General features: G+C 34.0%; 15 protein-coding genes. All 15 read right to left on the bottom strand.

Features of this window, described 5'->3' with window-relative positions; genetic code table 11:
* Positions 1 to 138: 138 nt before the first annotated feature.
* Positions 139 to 816: a hypothetical protein gene (locus tag K0R77_RS15235; RefSeq protein ID WP_300354189.1), complete on the bottom strand. Its 678-nt coding sequence runs from the start codon at positions 814 to 816 to the stop codon at positions 139 to 141.
* 10 nt (positions 817 to 826) lie between these two features.
* Positions 827 to 1,687 carry a dTDP-4-dehydrorhamnose reductase gene (gene rfbD / locus K0R77_RS15230; protein WP_300354186.1) on the bottom strand — a complete coding sequence of 287 codons (861 nt, stop codon included), beginning with the start codon at positions 1,685 to 1,687 and terminating at the stop codon, positions 827 to 829.
* A 2-nt stretch (positions 1,688 to 1,689) separates the two neighbouring features.
* The gene (locus tag K0R77_RS15225; protein WP_300354184.1) at positions 1,690 to 2,175 is read right to left on the bottom strand and encodes a thioesterase family protein; all 486 of its coding nucleotides are present in this window, start codon (positions 2,173 to 2,175) and stop codon (positions 1,690 to 1,692) included.
* A 65-nt stretch (positions 2,176 to 2,240) separates the two neighbouring features.
* On the bottom strand, positions 2,241 to 2,744 hold the full coding sequence (locus tag K0R77_RS15220; protein WP_300354183.1) for an OmpH family outer membrane protein: 504 nt from the start codon (positions 2,742 to 2,744) through the stop codon (positions 2,241 to 2,243).
* A 75-nt stretch (positions 2,745 to 2,819) separates the two neighbouring features.
* Positions 2,820 to 3,368 carry an OmpH family outer membrane protein gene (locus K0R77_RS15215; RefSeq protein WP_300354181.1) on the bottom strand — a complete coding sequence of 183 codons (549 nt, stop codon included), beginning with the start codon at positions 3,366 to 3,368 and terminating at the stop codon, positions 2,820 to 2,822.
* Positions 3,369 to 3,372: 4 nt separating this feature from the next.
* On the bottom strand, positions 3,373 to 5,913 hold the full coding sequence (gene bamA, locus K0R77_RS15210; RefSeq protein ID WP_300354179.1) for an outer membrane protein assembly factor BamA: 2,541 nt from the start codon (positions 5,911 to 5,913) through the stop codon (positions 3,373 to 3,375).
* Positions 5,914 to 5,939: 26 nt separating this feature from the next.
* The gene (locus K0R77_RS15205; RefSeq protein WP_300354177.1) at positions 5,940 to 6,689 is read right to left on the bottom strand and encodes an isoprenyl transferase; all 750 of its coding nucleotides are present in this window, start codon (positions 6,687 to 6,689) and stop codon (positions 5,940 to 5,942) included.
* A gap of 6 nt (positions 6,690 to 6,695) precedes the next feature.
* A complete protein-coding gene (locus K0R77_RS15200) occupies positions 6,696 to 7,589 on the bottom strand; it encodes a DUF6089 family protein (protein WP_300354175.1) in 894 nt (297 codons plus the stop codon).
* Positions 7,590 to 7,801: 212 nt separating this feature from the next.
* Positions 7,802 to 10,300 (bottom strand): exopolysaccharide transport family protein, encoded by a 2,499-nt coding sequence (locus tag K0R77_RS15195; RefSeq protein ID WP_300354173.1) that lies wholly within the window; start codon positions 10,298 to 10,300, stop codon positions 7,802 to 7,804.
* 2 nt (positions 10,301 to 10,302) lie between these two features.
* On the bottom strand, positions 10,303 to 11,154 hold the full coding sequence (locus K0R77_RS15190) for a polysaccharide biosynthesis/export family protein (protein ID WP_300354197.1): 852 nt from the start codon (positions 11,152 to 11,154) through the stop codon (positions 10,303 to 10,305).
* Between the two features lie 32 nt (positions 11,155 to 11,186).
* Positions 11,187 to 12,317: a glycosyltransferase family 4 protein gene (locus K0R77_RS15185; protein ID WP_300354170.1), complete on the bottom strand. Its 1,131-nt coding sequence runs from the start codon at positions 12,315 to 12,317 to the stop codon at positions 11,187 to 11,189.
* Positions 12,318 to 12,422: 105 nt separating this feature from the next.
* Positions 12,423 to 13,424 carry a glycosyltransferase family 2 protein gene (locus tag K0R77_RS15180; RefSeq protein ID WP_300354167.1) on the bottom strand — a complete coding sequence of 334 codons (1,002 nt, stop codon included), beginning with the start codon at positions 13,422 to 13,424 and terminating at the stop codon, positions 12,423 to 12,425.
* 3 nt (positions 13,425 to 13,427) lie between these two features.
* Positions 13,428 to 14,498: a formimidoylglutamase gene (locus tag K0R77_RS15175; protein WP_300354165.1), complete on the bottom strand. Its 1,071-nt coding sequence runs from the start codon at positions 14,496 to 14,498 to the stop codon at positions 13,428 to 13,430.
* Positions 14,499 to 14,668: 170 nt separating this feature from the next.
* A complete protein-coding gene (locus tag K0R77_RS15170) occupies positions 14,669 to 15,136 on the bottom strand; it encodes a hypothetical protein (RefSeq protein ID WP_300354163.1) in 468 nt (155 codons plus the stop codon).
* A gap of 53 nt (positions 15,137 to 15,189) precedes the next feature.
* The gene (locus tag K0R77_RS15165) at positions 15,190 to 16,284 is read right to left on the bottom strand and encodes a glycoside hydrolase family protein (protein WP_300354161.1); all 1,095 of its coding nucleotides are present in this window, start codon (positions 16,282 to 16,284) and stop codon (positions 15,190 to 15,192) included.
* Positions 16,285 to 16,314: the final 30 nt, after the last annotated feature.

The following is a 16,314-nucleotide window of genomic DNA, read 5'->3' as shown; positions in this document are numbered from 1 at the left end:
AGTGGAGAGCGGGATGAAGCTCCCATGAAAATTAAGAGTAATAAGGTTATAGGTTAGAAAGTGATACTTATTCTGTACATAAAAAAACCTCTGAAGTTGCCAGAGGTTTTGCTGCCCATTTGCTTTCAATTGATTAAATTATTTGGTTTTCTGATAGATCATGGTTAAAAATTCTGCGAAGGATTTTTCTAAACCTACAATGTCACCTGATTTTAAGTGCAGGGTTCCGTCATTCTGGCTGCTGTTACCTAAACGAGCTGAAGATATCTGATAATACTGATCAGCGTTCTTTGCACTCTTCTGAATTTTAATCGTCGAACCTAAAAGTTTTTTTGTGGAAACTGTGTAAATTTCTCCTGAAACCAAAGGCATTTTCAGGTAAGTGCGTGGCGACAAGATGTAGTCTTTTCTATTGATGCTTATTTTCTGATCTTTGGGAGAGGTAGCAAACAAATATAAATTCCCTTCTTCGTTTGAGAATGTATCTGATTTTATGTAATAAAGTTTTAATTTATAATGAGCTGCATCAAATTTTTGCGGGCTACCATCTACAGTTTCAAATGGGTTTAGTGAAAATGCATTTGCGCCAACTTCTTTCGCTTTTTTGTAAATCTTAGAAAAGACGGCTGCGTCATCTTTCGAATAGCCTTGCACTTCAATTTCACCAAGAAATTCTGCGTTGTTGATTTCTTCTTTTATATGATAAAGAAATTTATCCTTGTTTTCGTTGGTTTTTTCGACTTTAATTAAATAAACATTTTGTGCGAAAGTAAATTGTACAAATAAAACTAAGATTACGGTAATCAGATCTTTCATATATTTCATATTATTTGGAAAGAATATTTACACATTCTTCCAGGCTGTTTTCCCAATGTTTTGGTTCGATCTTATAAATTTCTTCAATTTTATCGAGGCACATTGTGCTTCTTTTCGGTCTTTTTGCAGGGGTTGGATATTGCTCGGTTGTTAAGGAATTTAATTTTACAGAAGATTTTGAAAATTCTGCGATTTTTTTTGCAAACTCAAACCATGTAGTTTCAGGATAATTTGAGAAATGGAAAATTCCGAAAGTCTTTTTGGGATTCTCAATGATTTCCATAATTGCTTCTGCAAGATCATTTGCGTTGGTGGGTTGACCAAACTGATCACCAACAATTCCGAGTTCTTCTTTTTGAGAGAATAAATTCAGCATTGTTTTCACAAAATTTTTATTGAATTCTGAATATAACCAAGATGTTCTGAGAACAATCGTCTGGGGATTTGCCTCCAAAGCCAACTCTTCTCCTGTTCTTTTTGACTCACCATAAATACCAATCGGACTTGTGAAATCATCTTCGGAATAATCTAAGTTGGTTTCGCCATCAAAAACATAGTCTGTAGAGACATGAATGAAAATGGTTTTATATTCTGAACAGGCAACTGCAAGGTTTTCTACACCATAAGCATTTACCGCAAATGCCTTTTCTTTTTCCTGCTCAGCAAGATCTACTGCGGTATATGCAGAAGCATTGATGCAAAACTCCGGTTTGTGCTCAGAAAAGAATTCTTTAATCTGATCTTCATTGGTGATGTCTAAAGTCTGCGAATCTGTGAAAATAAATTCATAATCCAATTCAAAATCGGGAGCTAATTTTCTAATGCAGTTTCCTAACTGACCGTTGCTTCCTATTACTGCTATTTTTTGCATTTTTATGAATTTTTTGCATTTTGTGACCTTAAAAACTTAACTCTTGGCTGAAAGTCTTTCTGTTCTAAATCTACATAGAATTTATGGAAAATATCTTTTATATCTTCAGGATGAACTTCAGATTTTCTTGTTTTGACATTAAAATAAATCACATTTACCCACAAAACGGCATGAACAGTTTTCTCATCGAGACTTTTCATTAAAATCTCAACCTTTGCAGTTCTGTCCTGTATCTCGATTGTTTTGCTGCTGATGACAACCTGCGTATTGTACCTCACTTCTTTCAGGTAAGCAATTTCATTTTGGATGGCAATCCATGTGCAGCCCGTTTTTTTTGTGTATTCTTCGTAGGTAAAACCATAAAATTCTTCTACATGGTCTTCTCTTGCATTGAACATATAATCTAAATATTTTACATTATTTAAATGCCCTATCGGATCGCAATCACTGAATCTAACTTTTACCGTGGTTGAAACTTCTTTTTCCATAGCGCAAAAATAAAAAAACCACCTCTAATAGAGATGGTAGTTTTTATAAATCTTTATAATATTTATTATTGAAGACCTAATTCTTTTTTTACAGCTGCAGTAGCATCCGGACCTGCTTTGTAAACAAGACCTGTAGAGTTTGCATCCATGATATAATCATAACCGTTTGCTTTAGCAACTTTAGTTACAACATCCATCAATTTTTTCTCGATAGGTTCAAAAAGTAGATCCTGCTTTGCAGTAGCATCTTTTCTCATTTTTTCTTCCATCTGAGCCATCTCTTCCTGAAGTTTCTGCATTTCTTCTCCTCTTGCTTTGTTTTCAGCTTCTGTTTTTGTAGGAGCTTCTTTAGTATAAAGAGCATACTTTGTTTGTGCAGCTTCAGCTTTTTTCTTCATTTCAGCTTGCTTTGCGTTTACAAATGTCGTAATTTCTGTATCAGCTTTTTTCTTTTCTGGCATAGCATTAAGAATACCTGCGACATCCAAAGTAGCAATTTTCTGAGCTTTTGCCATACCTACAGACACAACCATCATCGCTGCTGCAAATAATACACTTAATTTTTTCATAACGGGGTAATAAATAATTAATTTGTTTTTAGATTTTAAATTTAAGTAAAAGTTAATTCTGAAAAATAACTTTTATTATTTTTTATTAGTTTTTTTTTCTTTTTCTTTTGTTCCTTTTAGTAAAATATCCAATACTTTGTCTGTATAATCATATCTTTTTTCAAGAGAAATGACATTGATATCGTTGCTTTTATCAAGAACTATACCTAATCCATTTTTCTGAACCATCGTTCTGATTGCTGCATAAATCTGATCCTGAAACGGCTCTACCAGATTTGCTCTCAATTGATGGATCTCTCCTGTTTTTCCGAATCTTAAACTCGTAGTGGTTTTGATGTTTTTATCCAAATCCAATACTTCCTTTTCTCTCAGCTTTAACTGATCTCCTACCAAAAGAACTTTTTCGTTTTCGAAAGCTGATCTTTTTTTCTCGTACTCAGCCTGCATACTCTGAAGTTCCTGCTCCCAAGTATCAATCTGGGAATTTAATCTTGCTTCTGCCTCTTTGTATTGCGGCATCATATTTAAAATATAATTTGTATCAACTACGCCCACTTTTTGTGCGTTGCCAAAACCGAAAAGCAATAATAGTATAAAAGTGAAAAGTATTTTAAAATTCTTCATGCTGTTATAAAGATTGGTTCATTAGGAAGTGAGTCTTCGTTCCTGACGGCTCTGTTCCAAGAATAGTTTTGTCAAATCCGTATGCGAAATCAAACCCAATCAAACCAAATGCTCCCATGTAAACTCTTACACCCACACCAATTGATCTTTTCAGTTGGAAAGGGTTGTATTTGCCCCAAGAGTTCCAAACGTTACCTCCTTCAGCAAAAGTAAGAGCATAAATTTTAGCAGTCTGGTTCATTGAAATCGGATATCTTAATTCTAACGTAAATCTGTTATAAATAGTACCTCCACCTTTTTGAGTAATATCATCAACAGTTCCACCGTAAGTAGAAGCGTTTTCATAACCTCTTAACGGAATCAATTCTCTACCATCAAATCTACCACCAAAAAGCCCTGTACCTCCTACATAGAATCTTTCAAATGGCGGTGCCCCCAATTCTTTGTTGTAACCATCCATAAATCCCATTTCAGCAGAAGATCTTAAAACCAATTTACCTACAACTTCGTTATAAACGTCAGCTTTGAATTTGATTTTGTAGAATTCCATCCACTTATACTTGTCTGTAGGAGCCATTGTAGAATAATCTTTATTACTAAACAATGAATATGGCGGAGTAAATTTACCTGATAATTCGATATTTGAACCCATCGTCGGGAAAATAGGATCAATACCCGCAGAGTTTCTGCTTAAACCTACATTTAAACTTAAGTTATTGGCATTTCCATATAATTCCGTTGTATCTCCAAATTCGAACGGATAGTTGCTGAAGTTATATTTCTGGAACTGAATTCCTGTATATAATGAGAAATAATCATCCGGCCATTTCAACAATCTGTTTAAACCGACCGTTGCGGAGAAAATATTCAATCTCTGATCCGGACCGCTTACCTGACTGTAATTAACTCTTGAGTTATTTAAACTTACAGAAAGTGCAGTTGGCTTTGTTCCAAATAACCATGGCTCAACAAATGAGACACCATAATTCTGGAAATATTGTCCTGCCTGTGCAGTTATAGATAATGTTTGCCCATCACCTTGAGGAACCGGTCTGAAATCTTTAAATTTAAGGAAGTTCTTCAGTGAAAAGTTGTTAAACGTCAATCCTAAAGTTCCGATAAAGCTGTTACCACCGTAACCTGCCTGTAACTGAACCTGAGAAGATCCTTTTTCTACCAATTTCCAGTTGATATCAACAGTATTATCTTGTTGATTCGGCTGAATATCCTGACCGATCTGTTGAGGATCGAAGAAAGACATCCCAGCTAAATCAAAATATGTTCTTTTGATTTCTGTTTTCTTGAATAATTCTCCCGGCTTTGTTCTTAAAGCTCTTAAAATAACGTGATCATGAGTTGTGGTATTTCCTTCCCAGGTTACTCTGTTCCATGTAGCCTGTTCTCCTTCGTTGATTCTGATCTCAAGATTGATTGCATCACCATTTACAGATTTTTCAACAGGTGTAACGTTTGAGAAAAGGTAACCGTTGTTCATGTATATTGACTTGATATCTGAATCATCTTCTTTACCTCCGTCTTCACCAACTTTTTTGTTGAATCCTACTGCATCATATATATCTCCTTTTTTGTATCCTAAGATTCTCTGAAGATATTCTGTTGAGTAAACTGTATTTCCGGTAAATGTAATATCACCGATGTAATATTGTTTTCCTTCACTCAGTTTTACGTTGATTTCATAATTATTTTTCTTATTTCTCCAAACAGAATCAGAAACAATCTGTGCATCTCTGTATCCTAAAGAGTTATAATAGCTGATAAGGCTTTGCTTATCTTCCTGATATTTTTCTTCAACAAATTTAGATGACTTCAAAATACCACCAATTCCGAATCTCTTCTGTTTGGTTTCTTTGAATGCCTTCTTTCTTAATTTAGCATCAGTAACGCTTTGGTTTCCTTCAAACTCGATATGGCTGATCTTTACTCTTCTGCCTTTGTCAACATTGATCGTCCAGTCAACCAAATTAGGATCACCTGCATTTACTTTATCTTCAATACTGATTTTAGCATCAGCAAAACCTTTTTTCACATAATCCTTCGGGATATTTGTTTTAAGGCTCGAGATAAGATTCTGAGTAATCTTTGTACCTGGTTTCAGGTTATTGTCTTTAGCTAATTTTTCATTTTTAGATTTACCAATCCCTTTTCCTGTGAATTTTACTTCGCCAAGGTCTTTTAAATCTTCAAGATAAAATTTTAAAACTACTGTTTTACCTTCAATGCTTTGAATGTACACTTCTACTTCAGAGAAAGATTGTGTGTCCCAAAGTTTTTTGATGGCACCACTGATTTTCTGTCCCGGAATATCTACCTCTTCTCCTTTTGTAAGACCTGTAAATCTTAGAATCTGAGCCGGTGTATATTTTTTTACCCCATCAACAACAATGTCTTTCAGAGTGTAAGTTCCTGTTTGATTTTCCGCAAGAACAGAGGTGGTATTAACCGCTGTGCTGTCTTGTGGCGTCACCTGTCCATAAAAATGTGCAGAAGCAGCAAACATAATGATGGGTAATAGTCTAAACTTCATTTTATCTTAATCTTTCTTTTCTTAAATTACTGGATTTGTATCTGTTCGCCTGTAAGGCCATACCTTCTTTCCTTGTTTTGATAATCTACAACACATTGAAAAAAGATATCTTTTGTGAAATCTGGCCACAAAACATTGAGAAACTGTAGCTCTGCATAAGCAATCTGCCAAAGCAGGAAATTGCTTATCCTTGTCTCACCACTGGTTCTAATCAACAAATCTACAGGTGGAAAATCTTTTGTATAGAGATAATTCTCAAATAATTTTTCATCAATATTTTCTACATCAACCTTGCCTTCTTTTACGTCGGTGCTGATGTTTTTAACTGCATTAAGAATTTCGTTCTGCGAACCATAACTGATTGCCAGAACTAAATTTCCTTTTGTGTTTTCTTTTGTAAGCTCAACAACTTTTAAAAGCTGCTCTTTTACTAATGTTGGTAATTTTTCTAAATTTCCGATAACATGCATTCTCAAACCTTTACTGAAGATCTCTTCCGCTTCCAAAAGCAATGTCTCGGTAAGAAGAGTCATGAGTGTATTTACTTCATCCGTAGGACGTTTCCAGTTTTCTGAGGAAAATGTATACAGTGTGAGATATGGAATATTAACTTCATTACATGCGTTAATGGCATTTCTTACTGCATTAATGGCATTTTTATGACCAAACGTTCTTTCTTCGCCACGAGATTTAGCCCATCTTCCATTACCATCCATAATGATGGCTACATGCTGCGGTAAATTCTCGGAATTTATTTTTTCTTTAATCAACGACATAATTAATTAATCACAATAACATGGTGGTCTTCCGAAAGAATAGGTCAATCCTAAACTAAAGGTATTCATCCAATCTCTTGATTCTAGATCTCCTATATTTCTGCTGCCGATAAAAGCAGCTTCTCTTTCTTTAGAAACAATAAAATAATCTCCTGTCTGCAAAAGCGATCCGCCGGTAGAAGGATTTAAAATATCTGCATTGTAATTAGACACCACATCTTTAGCAAGTATTTTGCTGTGATCTAACTGATCTGTTAATGCAAGTCTGAATGTAGCTTCCGCAAAAATTGCCCAACCGTGGTTGAATTTATACTTTAGACCAACACCGAAAGGAATATGAGCCACTGTTTTTCTACCCATTGTATATTCTGTGGTAGTCACAAAATCAAGCTCATCATTTGGAGCTTGCGCCACACCATCTGCATTTCTTCTGAAGTCATGATTTAACGTTGCTTTTGGTGCGTCAAACATCAAGCCTCCAATCCCAGCAAAAATATACGGACTTATCATACTTAGTTGCTCGTTATTCACCGGAAACAAATTGTACTCGAAAACAACACTTGCTTCATATACATTGTTTTTCCCGTATGAGTTCCTGTTTCTTCTATATTCTTCCTTTGCAGCTTTATCACTGAACTGAACCTGATTATACCCTAAATCTACTCTTACAGTCTGATGAGGGTTAAAATTAAATCTATATAACAAACCACCATAAAAAGGAACTCCCCAATCTGAAGCCCTGTTTAAATCCAATGGCTGCTGCAAAATGTAATTGGTATTTCCTATATCGCCTACCAAATTACTCATGCCCAGACGAATTCCCAATTCATTTCTTTGTGCATTTACACTTACCATTGTACCTAAGAGGGTAAGAAAGCTAAACAATAATTTTTTATTCATAGAAGAATATGGATTTATGGTTATTTTAAAAATTAATTTTTGCAAATATAAAACATTTTTGTATTAATGATAACCTTAATGTTTCGTTAAAAATAAACAAAAAAACATAATTTATTATAAAGTAAACGACAAACTGGCAAAATTATTCTTTTTTTAACAGAATGCATGGATCTGATAAGAGCAAACCCTCATCATCTGAGGGTTTTTTATCATTAACTTTTTTTGTCTAAATAAGCTTTTATAAAATTTCTTAATTTTATCAGAAAAGGTTCTTTATAGTTTTTATCTTCATCAAAATAACCATAGCCATAACCGTATCCGTAACCATATCCGTAACCGTAGCCATAACCCTGTTTCACGACGTAATCATTATAAACAATTCCTAAATGTTTGATCTCGTCATTATGATACTTTTCAGAAATCATTTTAAGCATGTACTTCTCTGTATATTCATGACGAACAATATATAGATTAGCATCCGAATATTTCATCAAGTCATAAGAATCTGCGACTAATCCTACAGGAGGTGAGTCAATAATAATAAAGTCGTATAAGGTTTTCAGCTCCTCAATTAGCTTGAGATTTTTATCGCTCATCAAAAGCTCTGATGGATTTGGAGGAATAGGCCCCGATGTGGCAACATCAAGATTTGGAATCTTCGTTTTATTAATAATCTGGTCAATACCTACTTCACCTGTTAAATAATTAGAGATACCATTCTTATTATCAATATTAAAATCTCCAAAAATTTTAGGCTTTCTAAGATCCATCCCAAGTAAGATGGTTTTTTTGTCACTTAAACCTAAAACAGATGCCAAGTTGATGGAAACATATGTTTTACCTTCACCACCGACAGAAGAAGTAACCAAAATTACTTTACTTTTACCGTCTTCGCTTGCCAAAAATCTCATATTGGCTCTTATCCCACGGAAAGCTTCTGACACCGAAGATTTAGGATGTTCTAAAACCGTAAGCATGTTTTCGTTTGTATTGTTCCCAATAACTCCGAGTAATGGTATTTTAGTAACCGTTAAAAGTTCTTTTATGTTTCTGATTTTACTGTCTAAAAGTCCGCCAATTAAAATAAAAGCAAACGGCAACGCAAGCAGACCTGCGATGATAGCCATCTTCGTTCCTTTCACATTGGGTCCGATCGGTCCTTGTCCTAAATTTTTAGCAGGGTCGATTACCGTAATATCCGGTTGATTGGTTGCCAATCTCATTTTACTTTCATTCTGTCTGCTGAGGAGACTGTTGTAAGTAGCTTCAATCATATTATACCCTCTCTCTGCATCAAGATACTTTCTTTGTTTTTCAGGATAGGTAGACAATTCTGAATTAGCTAAGATAACTTGCTGATCTATCTTGTTAAGCTGATCCGTGTAAACCGTATAAATATTTCGTAATGATCCTGTAGAATTTTGCTTGGCATCATTGATCAGTCTGTTGATCTCCTTCATTGGTTCAGAATTCGGAGTGTAAATAGATGCAAGCTCTCTTCTTTTAAGATATAGTGCTTTCAATTCTGAAACAGAGGCAGAAAATAGACCATCTTCAAAACCTGCAGCAGAACTGCTGATCATTTTATCAAAATTTTGCGTTTCTACGCTGTTTCTTATATTATTAAGGGAAGACATCTTACTTAGAATTTCAGCTTTTTTAGCTTCTAAGTCCTTTATTTCCTTTAATGATTTTTCATCACGATTATCAATATCATATAGTTTCTCTGAAATTTTCAGAAAATTAAGAACAGAACCACTAGAGTCTAATTTTTTTCTGATACTTGCAAGGTTTTCTTTCAGATAATCTGCCGTGTTTTTGTCAACAGTATTTTTGTCTATAAACCTTTTTTTCTGAAGCTCAGTAACAGATTTATTGAGAAAATTTACTGTACTGTTTAGATTATATCCTGTCTTGGAAATAATCATAATTGTATTGATTTCTTTATCAAAATCTACTCCAACACTACCAATAATCCCGTTTACAGCATCATTTACTGTTGTAAGATTTACAATAATATTTTCGAGTTTGATTTTAGTTGCTGCAGGGTTTGGAACCAATCTGAATCTTAAATTTGGAGAGGTATACCATTCATTAACTCTAATAATTTTATTCGCTGGTCTAGCAAAACCGTCAACAGCCTGAAAACCTTCAAATTCGTAAGAGTAAAGATTTGTAGACTCACCTTCTTCCGGTAAAACGACTTCATAAGAACCTCCTCCTTTTGGAATTAATGTAATCGGATAATTGACTTGTTGCAAATGCTTTCTGTCAATATCTAAGAAAACCGGAGAATCATCCTTATCGAGATAAGTTGATTTGATGAAACCTTTTGTCTGATAATTTACAAATAGATTGAGTTCTTTAACCAAAAACTCGTTATGAGATCTTGACAAAAGCATCTTTTTTAAATACACTCCATCCTGATTACCACCTTGTCCCCAGATAAAATTAATAGATTGATTGGGTGTAAAATAACTTGCAGTACTATTTGAAATACTTAACGAAAGATTTGATGAATATACATTCTGAGCATAGTATTTACCATAAAACCAAGAAGTTCCATAGCCAATAAAGAACATAAAGACAAACCAATACCAATTTTTTAAGAGTCTTCTTAAAAAATGTTCAATATCAAATAAAGCAAAAGTTCCGAACTTTTCTTTCTGAGCTGCATTTTTATCTACAGTTGCTTCTTTTCCTGGAATCATAATTAAAGGTTTTTAAGAAGCAGATAAATTGATAATGCAGTAGTAATCACAGTAACTCCGCTTATAAGGGTCTGAATAGGATCTTTTCCGAATCCGTTTAAGCTTCTTCTCTGAGTGGTCAGTAAAATCTCATCGCCATTCTGTACATAGTAATAAGGAGAATTCATTACATCTTCTCGGGTAAGATCTATTTTAGCCACTTTAATTCCTTCCGGAAGTTTTCTGTGGATAACAATATTTTTCCTGTCGATTGTTCTGTTTAAACCTCCATTGATTGAGATTGCTTCTGTGAGTGTCAGCGTATTTTTGTGTGCTTTTTTCTCTCCTGTAATTCCCACGGTCTCAATATCTCCCAAAATATAATAAGTAATCCCGTCGATATTAAGTCTCACTTCAGATTTGCCTTCCTGAAAATTTTCATTTACTTTCTCCTGAAGCTCTGAACTGATTTCTTCTATTGTTCTTCCTTCAGCCTTCACGTAGCCTATTCCAAAAACATTAATATCACCTTTCGAATCAACTTTTAGTCCATTAAAATAGATGGTCGCATTACCCCCGGTTCCTGCACCGGAAGTTCCTCCTCCTGACATAGTGATATTTCCGCCACCATTTGTTCCGGAAGAATTTAATGAAGAATAAAACTGTGCTGCATCTCCTTTTGGAGTCGTAACAATATTCAGCGTTAACATATCATTTTTAGTAATCCTGTAGATTGGAATATTGTACGGAATTAAACCTTCTTCGTTAATGACAAGACTTTCACTTGGCTGCATATATTTAACATCTTTGCTTGTAATGCAAGACGTCAAAAGGAACGGTAATATTAAAATTAGTAGATACTTATAAAATTTCATCATAAATTAATGTAGTTTGCAAAAATAGAAATTTAATTATTATATTTTAATTTATTATTTCTAAACATAAATATAAAATCGGGAAGATATGCTCCGAGAAAACCAAGCAATAAAATCATCACCAAAAGTAGATTTACATCAGTATGCCTAAAAAGATAAGCTATAGTAACAATAAAAAGATAATAAGATATAATATAGAAACTTGCTCTTCTATGAGTAAGATCAAGTCTTAATAATTTATGGTGAATATGATTTTTATCTGCCAAAAAAGGAGATTTCTTGTTGTACAATCTTATAATAATCACATTTAATGTATCCACAATAGGCAGAATCAAGATAGCAACAGCAATCACCGGAGCAGATTGCAAATGGTATCTAGGAACGTATGGCAACTTTCTGTCTATAAAAATATCTATAAAACAAATACAGGTAAAGGCTAACAAGAAGCCTAAAAGCATAGAACCTGTATCTCCCATAAAAATTTTTGCGGCTCTGTAGTTGGTGAGATTATAATAGAGAAATCCAAGTACAGATCCAATTATAATTACCGATAGAATAACAAGAGGAAAATTATACGGGCCTAAACGATAGTAGCTGATTCCAAATAGTGCACTGCAGATCAAAGAATATCCACCAGCCAAACCGTCAATTCCGTCAATAAGATTAAAAGCATTGATGAGAATAATAAATGTTATGATGGTGAAAATCACGCTTACAAGATAATTGATCTGATAAACTCCGCAGATGCCAAACAGATTTCTGATCCTGACATCCGAACCAATAACAATAAAAGCTGACACTATAATCTGGGCCACCAATTTTTTATAAGCACGCATTACCACAATATCATCCATTACCCCAACATAAAGCAGAATAACTAACGATGCAAAAAGAAATTTATATAAATCAAAAAGCTCGTATGCAAAAACTGATGCACAGATTCCGATGGAATAAAAAATAGCAATACCACCAAGATTAGGAATTTTCCGTATGTGCGAGCTCCTCACTCCAGGCTCATCCATCAGATTTTTTCTTCTGGAAATCTTAGTAATCGTTGGGATCGAAAAAAAGGTAATAAAAAAGGAGAACAGAAAACCCAGACCTATTTTTACGTAAAAAATAGAAATTCCAGAGTGATCCAAGAACAATTCAAAATTCTTCATTTTTTTTCTATTTAAGTACTTTTCGGGCTTTATTGCCTTTAAAGTCTTAATGAAATCATTGTCAATCAGTTAAATGTGAGCTGACAAATTGCTTTCCATTTGTGTTTATATTAATTTTCTTATCAGTTTTTTTTGCCCGGTAAAGAACAGCAAATAAAAGACTTTTTTTTTCAGGGGCAAAGATAAAAGATAATTCTTATCAAAACGACTGTAAATCAATATATCTTTAAAATTAATATTCCGTTCCTTCATAAAAACCTTCAGACTGTGTGACATTTTATAAAAAACAGATTCATCTTTAACGAACGCCAGATAAGCCAAAAACGTATAAACTCCCTCTAAAATCTGGAAATTTTTCAATTCTTTCAACTTTATCGAATACTGTGAAGTTTTAAAATAAAGTTCAACATCTTCCACTGCTTTCAAAATATCCAGACCTTTTTCTGTATGACTTTTTGAAATTGAATCTGTACGTTCCAAATATTGATAATGATAATTCTGGGTCTGCGCCAGGGTTTTACATTCCAGTAAAAGCTGCGGAATCAGCTGAATATCTTCAAAATGCACTCCTTTTTTAAATCTTTTTCCAGCAAAAATTTCTTTTTTAAACAATTTATTACACGCAAAATAACTTAAATCAGAAAATACGGAAAAATTCTCATTAAGGTCAATTTTCTCCGGCATATTGGGAATTTGCGTCAGCTTTTGAGTTACATTACCGTTCTCATCCACTTTCTGTATGTTGCAGATCACCATTTCGGCATGATGTTTTTCTGCAAGGTCAATCATTTCTTCAAACATTGTTTGAGAAACATAATCATCACTATCTACAAAACCTAAATAATCTCCGGTTGCATGATCAATTCCAAAATTTCTTGCATCGCTTAATCCGCCGTTTTCTTTAAAAAAAGCTTTGATCTTGCCAGGAAATCTATTCGCAAAATCCTGAATGATGTTTTCAGAATCATCTTTGCTCCCGTCATTGACTACTAAAATTTCAATATTCTGATAAGTTTGATTCACCAAAGAATCAAGACATTTTGCCAGATAATTTTCGACATTATAAACCGGAACGATGATGGAAATTTTTGAGGGAACGTTTTTCATCATTTAGCTTTTGGTAAATCTCGAACTCAGCCAGCCTTTCTTAGCTTCATCAAAATCTTTTCTTGAGCACGGAATACAGTTTTCTATATTTTCATCATCTCCGAAATACCAAAGATTGCTGAATGTATCCCGTTTAAAGGCATACTGTCTATCTTCAATCAAAACATAAAACATTTCATATTGCCTTTCTTTCGGATGCGAATGCTGAATGTTGATTCCTTCAATCAGATACCAGATCATTTGTGCCAAAAGCTGATGATTGAGCTGATTTTCAGAGTAAATATTATAATTAAAAATTCCTACAGATTTCAGATTTTCACTCAAACCGATCTCTTTCATATAGGCACAAATTTCTCTTCGGTTCAAACCGTTTACTTGTGGATTCATTGAGAATGCATCGCTGAAACTTTCAATAGCATCACAATTCACAGTTACCAGATCGGCTTTTCTGAAAAAAGGTTCGGTACGTTCAGTAGAATTCATCATCTCAGCCAAACGGACGATATCAAATTCAACTTCCTTGATCAGTTTCACAGAATCAGATTCGTTCAAATGCTTTTGATAACCTAAGTGATGATAATTTTTGATAGAGAAATTTTTTGAGCCTAAAATTTTGCTTAAAAAAGTATGCTCATCAATTCCTTCCCCCTGTTTGAGTGAAATAACATTACTGATTTGTGTATAATTGATATTCTTCTGATGAAAATTTAATCCCGAAAACAAAGAAAAAGCAAAATCATTAGAACCACCAATGATCACCGGAATAGCTCTTTTATAATGACAGGCTGAAAGGACTTCCTGCAAAATATAATGAGAATCTTCCACCGATTTTCCTGAAACCAAATCTCCCAGATCAACCACCGGAATTTCAAAATCAAGTTTTGAGAGTTTGTAAAATTCTCTTCTTATTGCTGTAAAATCCTGTACTTCCGCATCGCCGTTTGCGCCTCTGTAATCTGAAACGAAAAGCAAAACAATGCTGTCTTCTTTTATTTCTTTGGTAATCTGATTGCCGATCTGCCAGTTTTCTGTCCTGAAATTTCTTGGGGAAATGATAAAATCTTCAAAATCCATGTTCTCAAATATGCTTAATAATGTCCAAAAATATTAAAATTAAATGATTAAGCAGAGTTTAGAAATCAGATTTTAGAATTGAAAGTAATTTTCTGCTGTCAACCTTGTCAAAGTTTAAAACTTTGACAAGGTTTCTAAGATATTTATTGGAATCAAAATATTATAGTATATTATTTCAGAAGGTTAAACAAGAAAAATATTGTAACAAGTAGAGTAGAAATAATTGTAACTAGTGAGTATAAATTAGTTTTACTAATATTTTTTCTATATCTATCTTCATTAAAATTTTCTAATAAATATGCTTCCATTCTGCTTTTTTCCATTATCATATATTCAATAAAAATAAAGATACAAAGATTGATAATCGGAAAAATAATCATCCACATAGGAACATCATCTTTAAGCTTACCTAATGCAAAGAAGCCAGCTATCAGAATGTTATTGAAATTAAACAGTTTATCATTAATCCGATCAAAATATTTAAAAACATCTCTTACTCCATCATATGCTTTTTTCTCAAGTGATATTATTTGTTTATCGCAGTCGTCAAGAATATTATTTAATTCCTTCTGTGATTGTTCAACCTCTTTTAATAATCTTTCTGTTTCTTCATCAAGATTCTCATTGCTTTTTTTCATAGGATTTCTTTCAAAGTTAATTTAATTTTAAAATATCCTATTATTTCTAACAATTAAACTTTACCTTTTAAAATCTCAAACACAAAAGCCGTAGACGTTTCAAACGCTCCGCCCTGCGTTGCTCCAAATAAGAACTGTGGTCTTTTTCCGTCTTTGCTCATCAGGATCATCGGGCGTTCCAGTCTTCCGAATCTTTTTAAATGTTTTGGCGGTTCAGGTTCCTGAATGTAATGTTTCATTTCAAGATAAGCGATTTCAGGTTTTGTCCAATGCAACCCGTCTTTTGTTGTTAAATGCAGACCGTATTCGTGATTATAAAATCCCATGTCACGAGCAACCATATGGAATTTTCCGTTTTGCTTCCAGACGAAAGCATCTTCAAGCTGAGCATTGTTGGGCAAAGAAGAAAAATCAATCACCGGATTTTCAGAAACCTTTTTATAAGGTCCCATTGGTGAATCTGCTTTTGCCAAGCCATATTTTCGGTTTCCTCGGACAGCTCCTTTCTGGGTTTCATACTCTTCGGTATTCCAGGATTTATAAAAAAGCCAGTATTTACCATCGTTTCCTTTTACAAAAGCGGGATTTGTGGTACAATGGTCGTCCCAATCGCCTTTTTCTCCCGGAAGAAGCAGTGGTTTTTCGGGTCTTGCCCAATCTCCGTCAAGGCTTTTAGAAGTAGCCAGTCCGATTCTTTTGGTATTCGTCTTTCCGTTAGAATTTCCCATGAAGAACAGATAATACTGATCTTCCACTTTCTTGATCAAAGGATTGTGACAGGTTGTTGCATCCCAAAATTCACCCCCTCTCGGAGTGAGAATAACTTGTTTGTGCTGAAATTCGTCAAAAGGAGAATTTGCTTCTGCACGGCAGATTTCCGAACCGTTGAGCCAGCCTCCCATTCCTTTTTCTTTTTTCCATCTTGAATAAAAGAGATGTACTTTTCCATCCTCACCCCAGATCGGCGAACTGCACCAAATGTAATACCCATCCAATTCCAGTGATCTTCCGATGGGTTTTAAATTGAAATAAGGTTTATCTGAAAAATCAAATGCATGGGTAAATGATGAACCAACGAATACCGTTGCGATTCCCAAAGCTGAAATTTGCAGAAATTCTTTGCGGGTAAAATTCTTGGATGCACTCATAATATTGATTTAAAGCTAATTTAATACTAA

The organism is Chryseobacterium sp. (assembly GCF_029240215.1).
GTDB lineage: Bacteria > Bacteroidota > Bacteroidia > Flavobacteriales > Weeksellaceae > Chryseobacterium.
Note: the sequence above shows the minus strand (reverse complement) of the source record. Positions and strands in the feature narration are given on the sequence as shown.

Coding starts and splice junctions, on each gene's coding strand:
- K0R77_RS15235 (WP_300354189.1), bottom strand. CDS start 816: ATGAAAGATCTGATTACCGTAATCTTAGTTTTATTTGTACAATTTACT.
- rfbD (WP_300354186.1), bottom strand. CDS start 1,687: ATGCAAAAAATAGCAGTAATAGGAAGCAACGGTCAGTTAGGAAACTGC.
- K0R77_RS15225 (WP_300354184.1), bottom strand. CDS start 2,175: ATGGAAAAAGAAGTTTCAACCACGGTAAAAGTTAGATTCAGTGATTGC.
- K0R77_RS15220 (WP_300354183.1), bottom strand. CDS start 2,744: ATGAAAAAATTAAGTGTATTATTTGCAGCAGCGATGATGGTTGTGTCT.
- K0R77_RS15215 (WP_300354181.1), bottom strand. CDS start 3,368: ATGAAGAATTTTAAAATACTTTTCACTTTTATACTATTATTGCTTTTC.
- bamA (WP_300354179.1), bottom strand. CDS start 5,913: ATGAAGTTTAGACTATTACCCATCATTATGTTTGCTGCTTCTGCACAT.
- K0R77_RS15205 (WP_300354177.1), bottom strand. CDS start 6,689: ATGTCGTTGATTAAAGAAAAAATAAATTCCGAGAATTTACCGCAGCAT.
- K0R77_RS15200 (WP_300354175.1), bottom strand. CDS start 7,589: ATGAATAAAAAATTATTGTTTAGCTTTCTTACCCTCTTAGGTACAATG.
- K0R77_RS15195 (WP_300354173.1), bottom strand. CDS start 10,300: ATGATTCCAGGAAAAGAAGCAACTGTAGATAAAAATGCAGCTCAGAAA.
- K0R77_RS15190 (WP_300354197.1), bottom strand. CDS start 11,154: ATGAAATTTTATAAGTATCTACTAATTTTAATATTACCGTTCCTTTTG.
- K0R77_RS15185 (WP_300354170.1), bottom strand. CDS start 12,317: ATGAAGAATTTTGAATTGTTCTTGGATCACTCTGGAATTTCTATTTTT.
- K0R77_RS15180 (WP_300354167.1), bottom strand. CDS start 13,424: ATGAAAAACGTTCCCTCAAAAATTTCCATCATCGTTCCGGTTTATAAT.
- K0R77_RS15175 (WP_300354165.1), bottom strand. CDS start 14,498: ATGGATTTTGAAGATTTTATCATTTCCCCAAGAAATTTCAGGACAGAA.
- K0R77_RS15170 (WP_300354163.1), bottom strand. CDS start 15,136: ATGAAAAAAAGCAATGAGAATCTTGATGAAGAAACAGAAAGATTATTA.
- K0R77_RS15165 (WP_300354161.1), bottom strand. CDS start 16,284: ATGAGTGCATCCAAGAATTTTACCCGCAAAGAATTTCTGCAAATTTCA.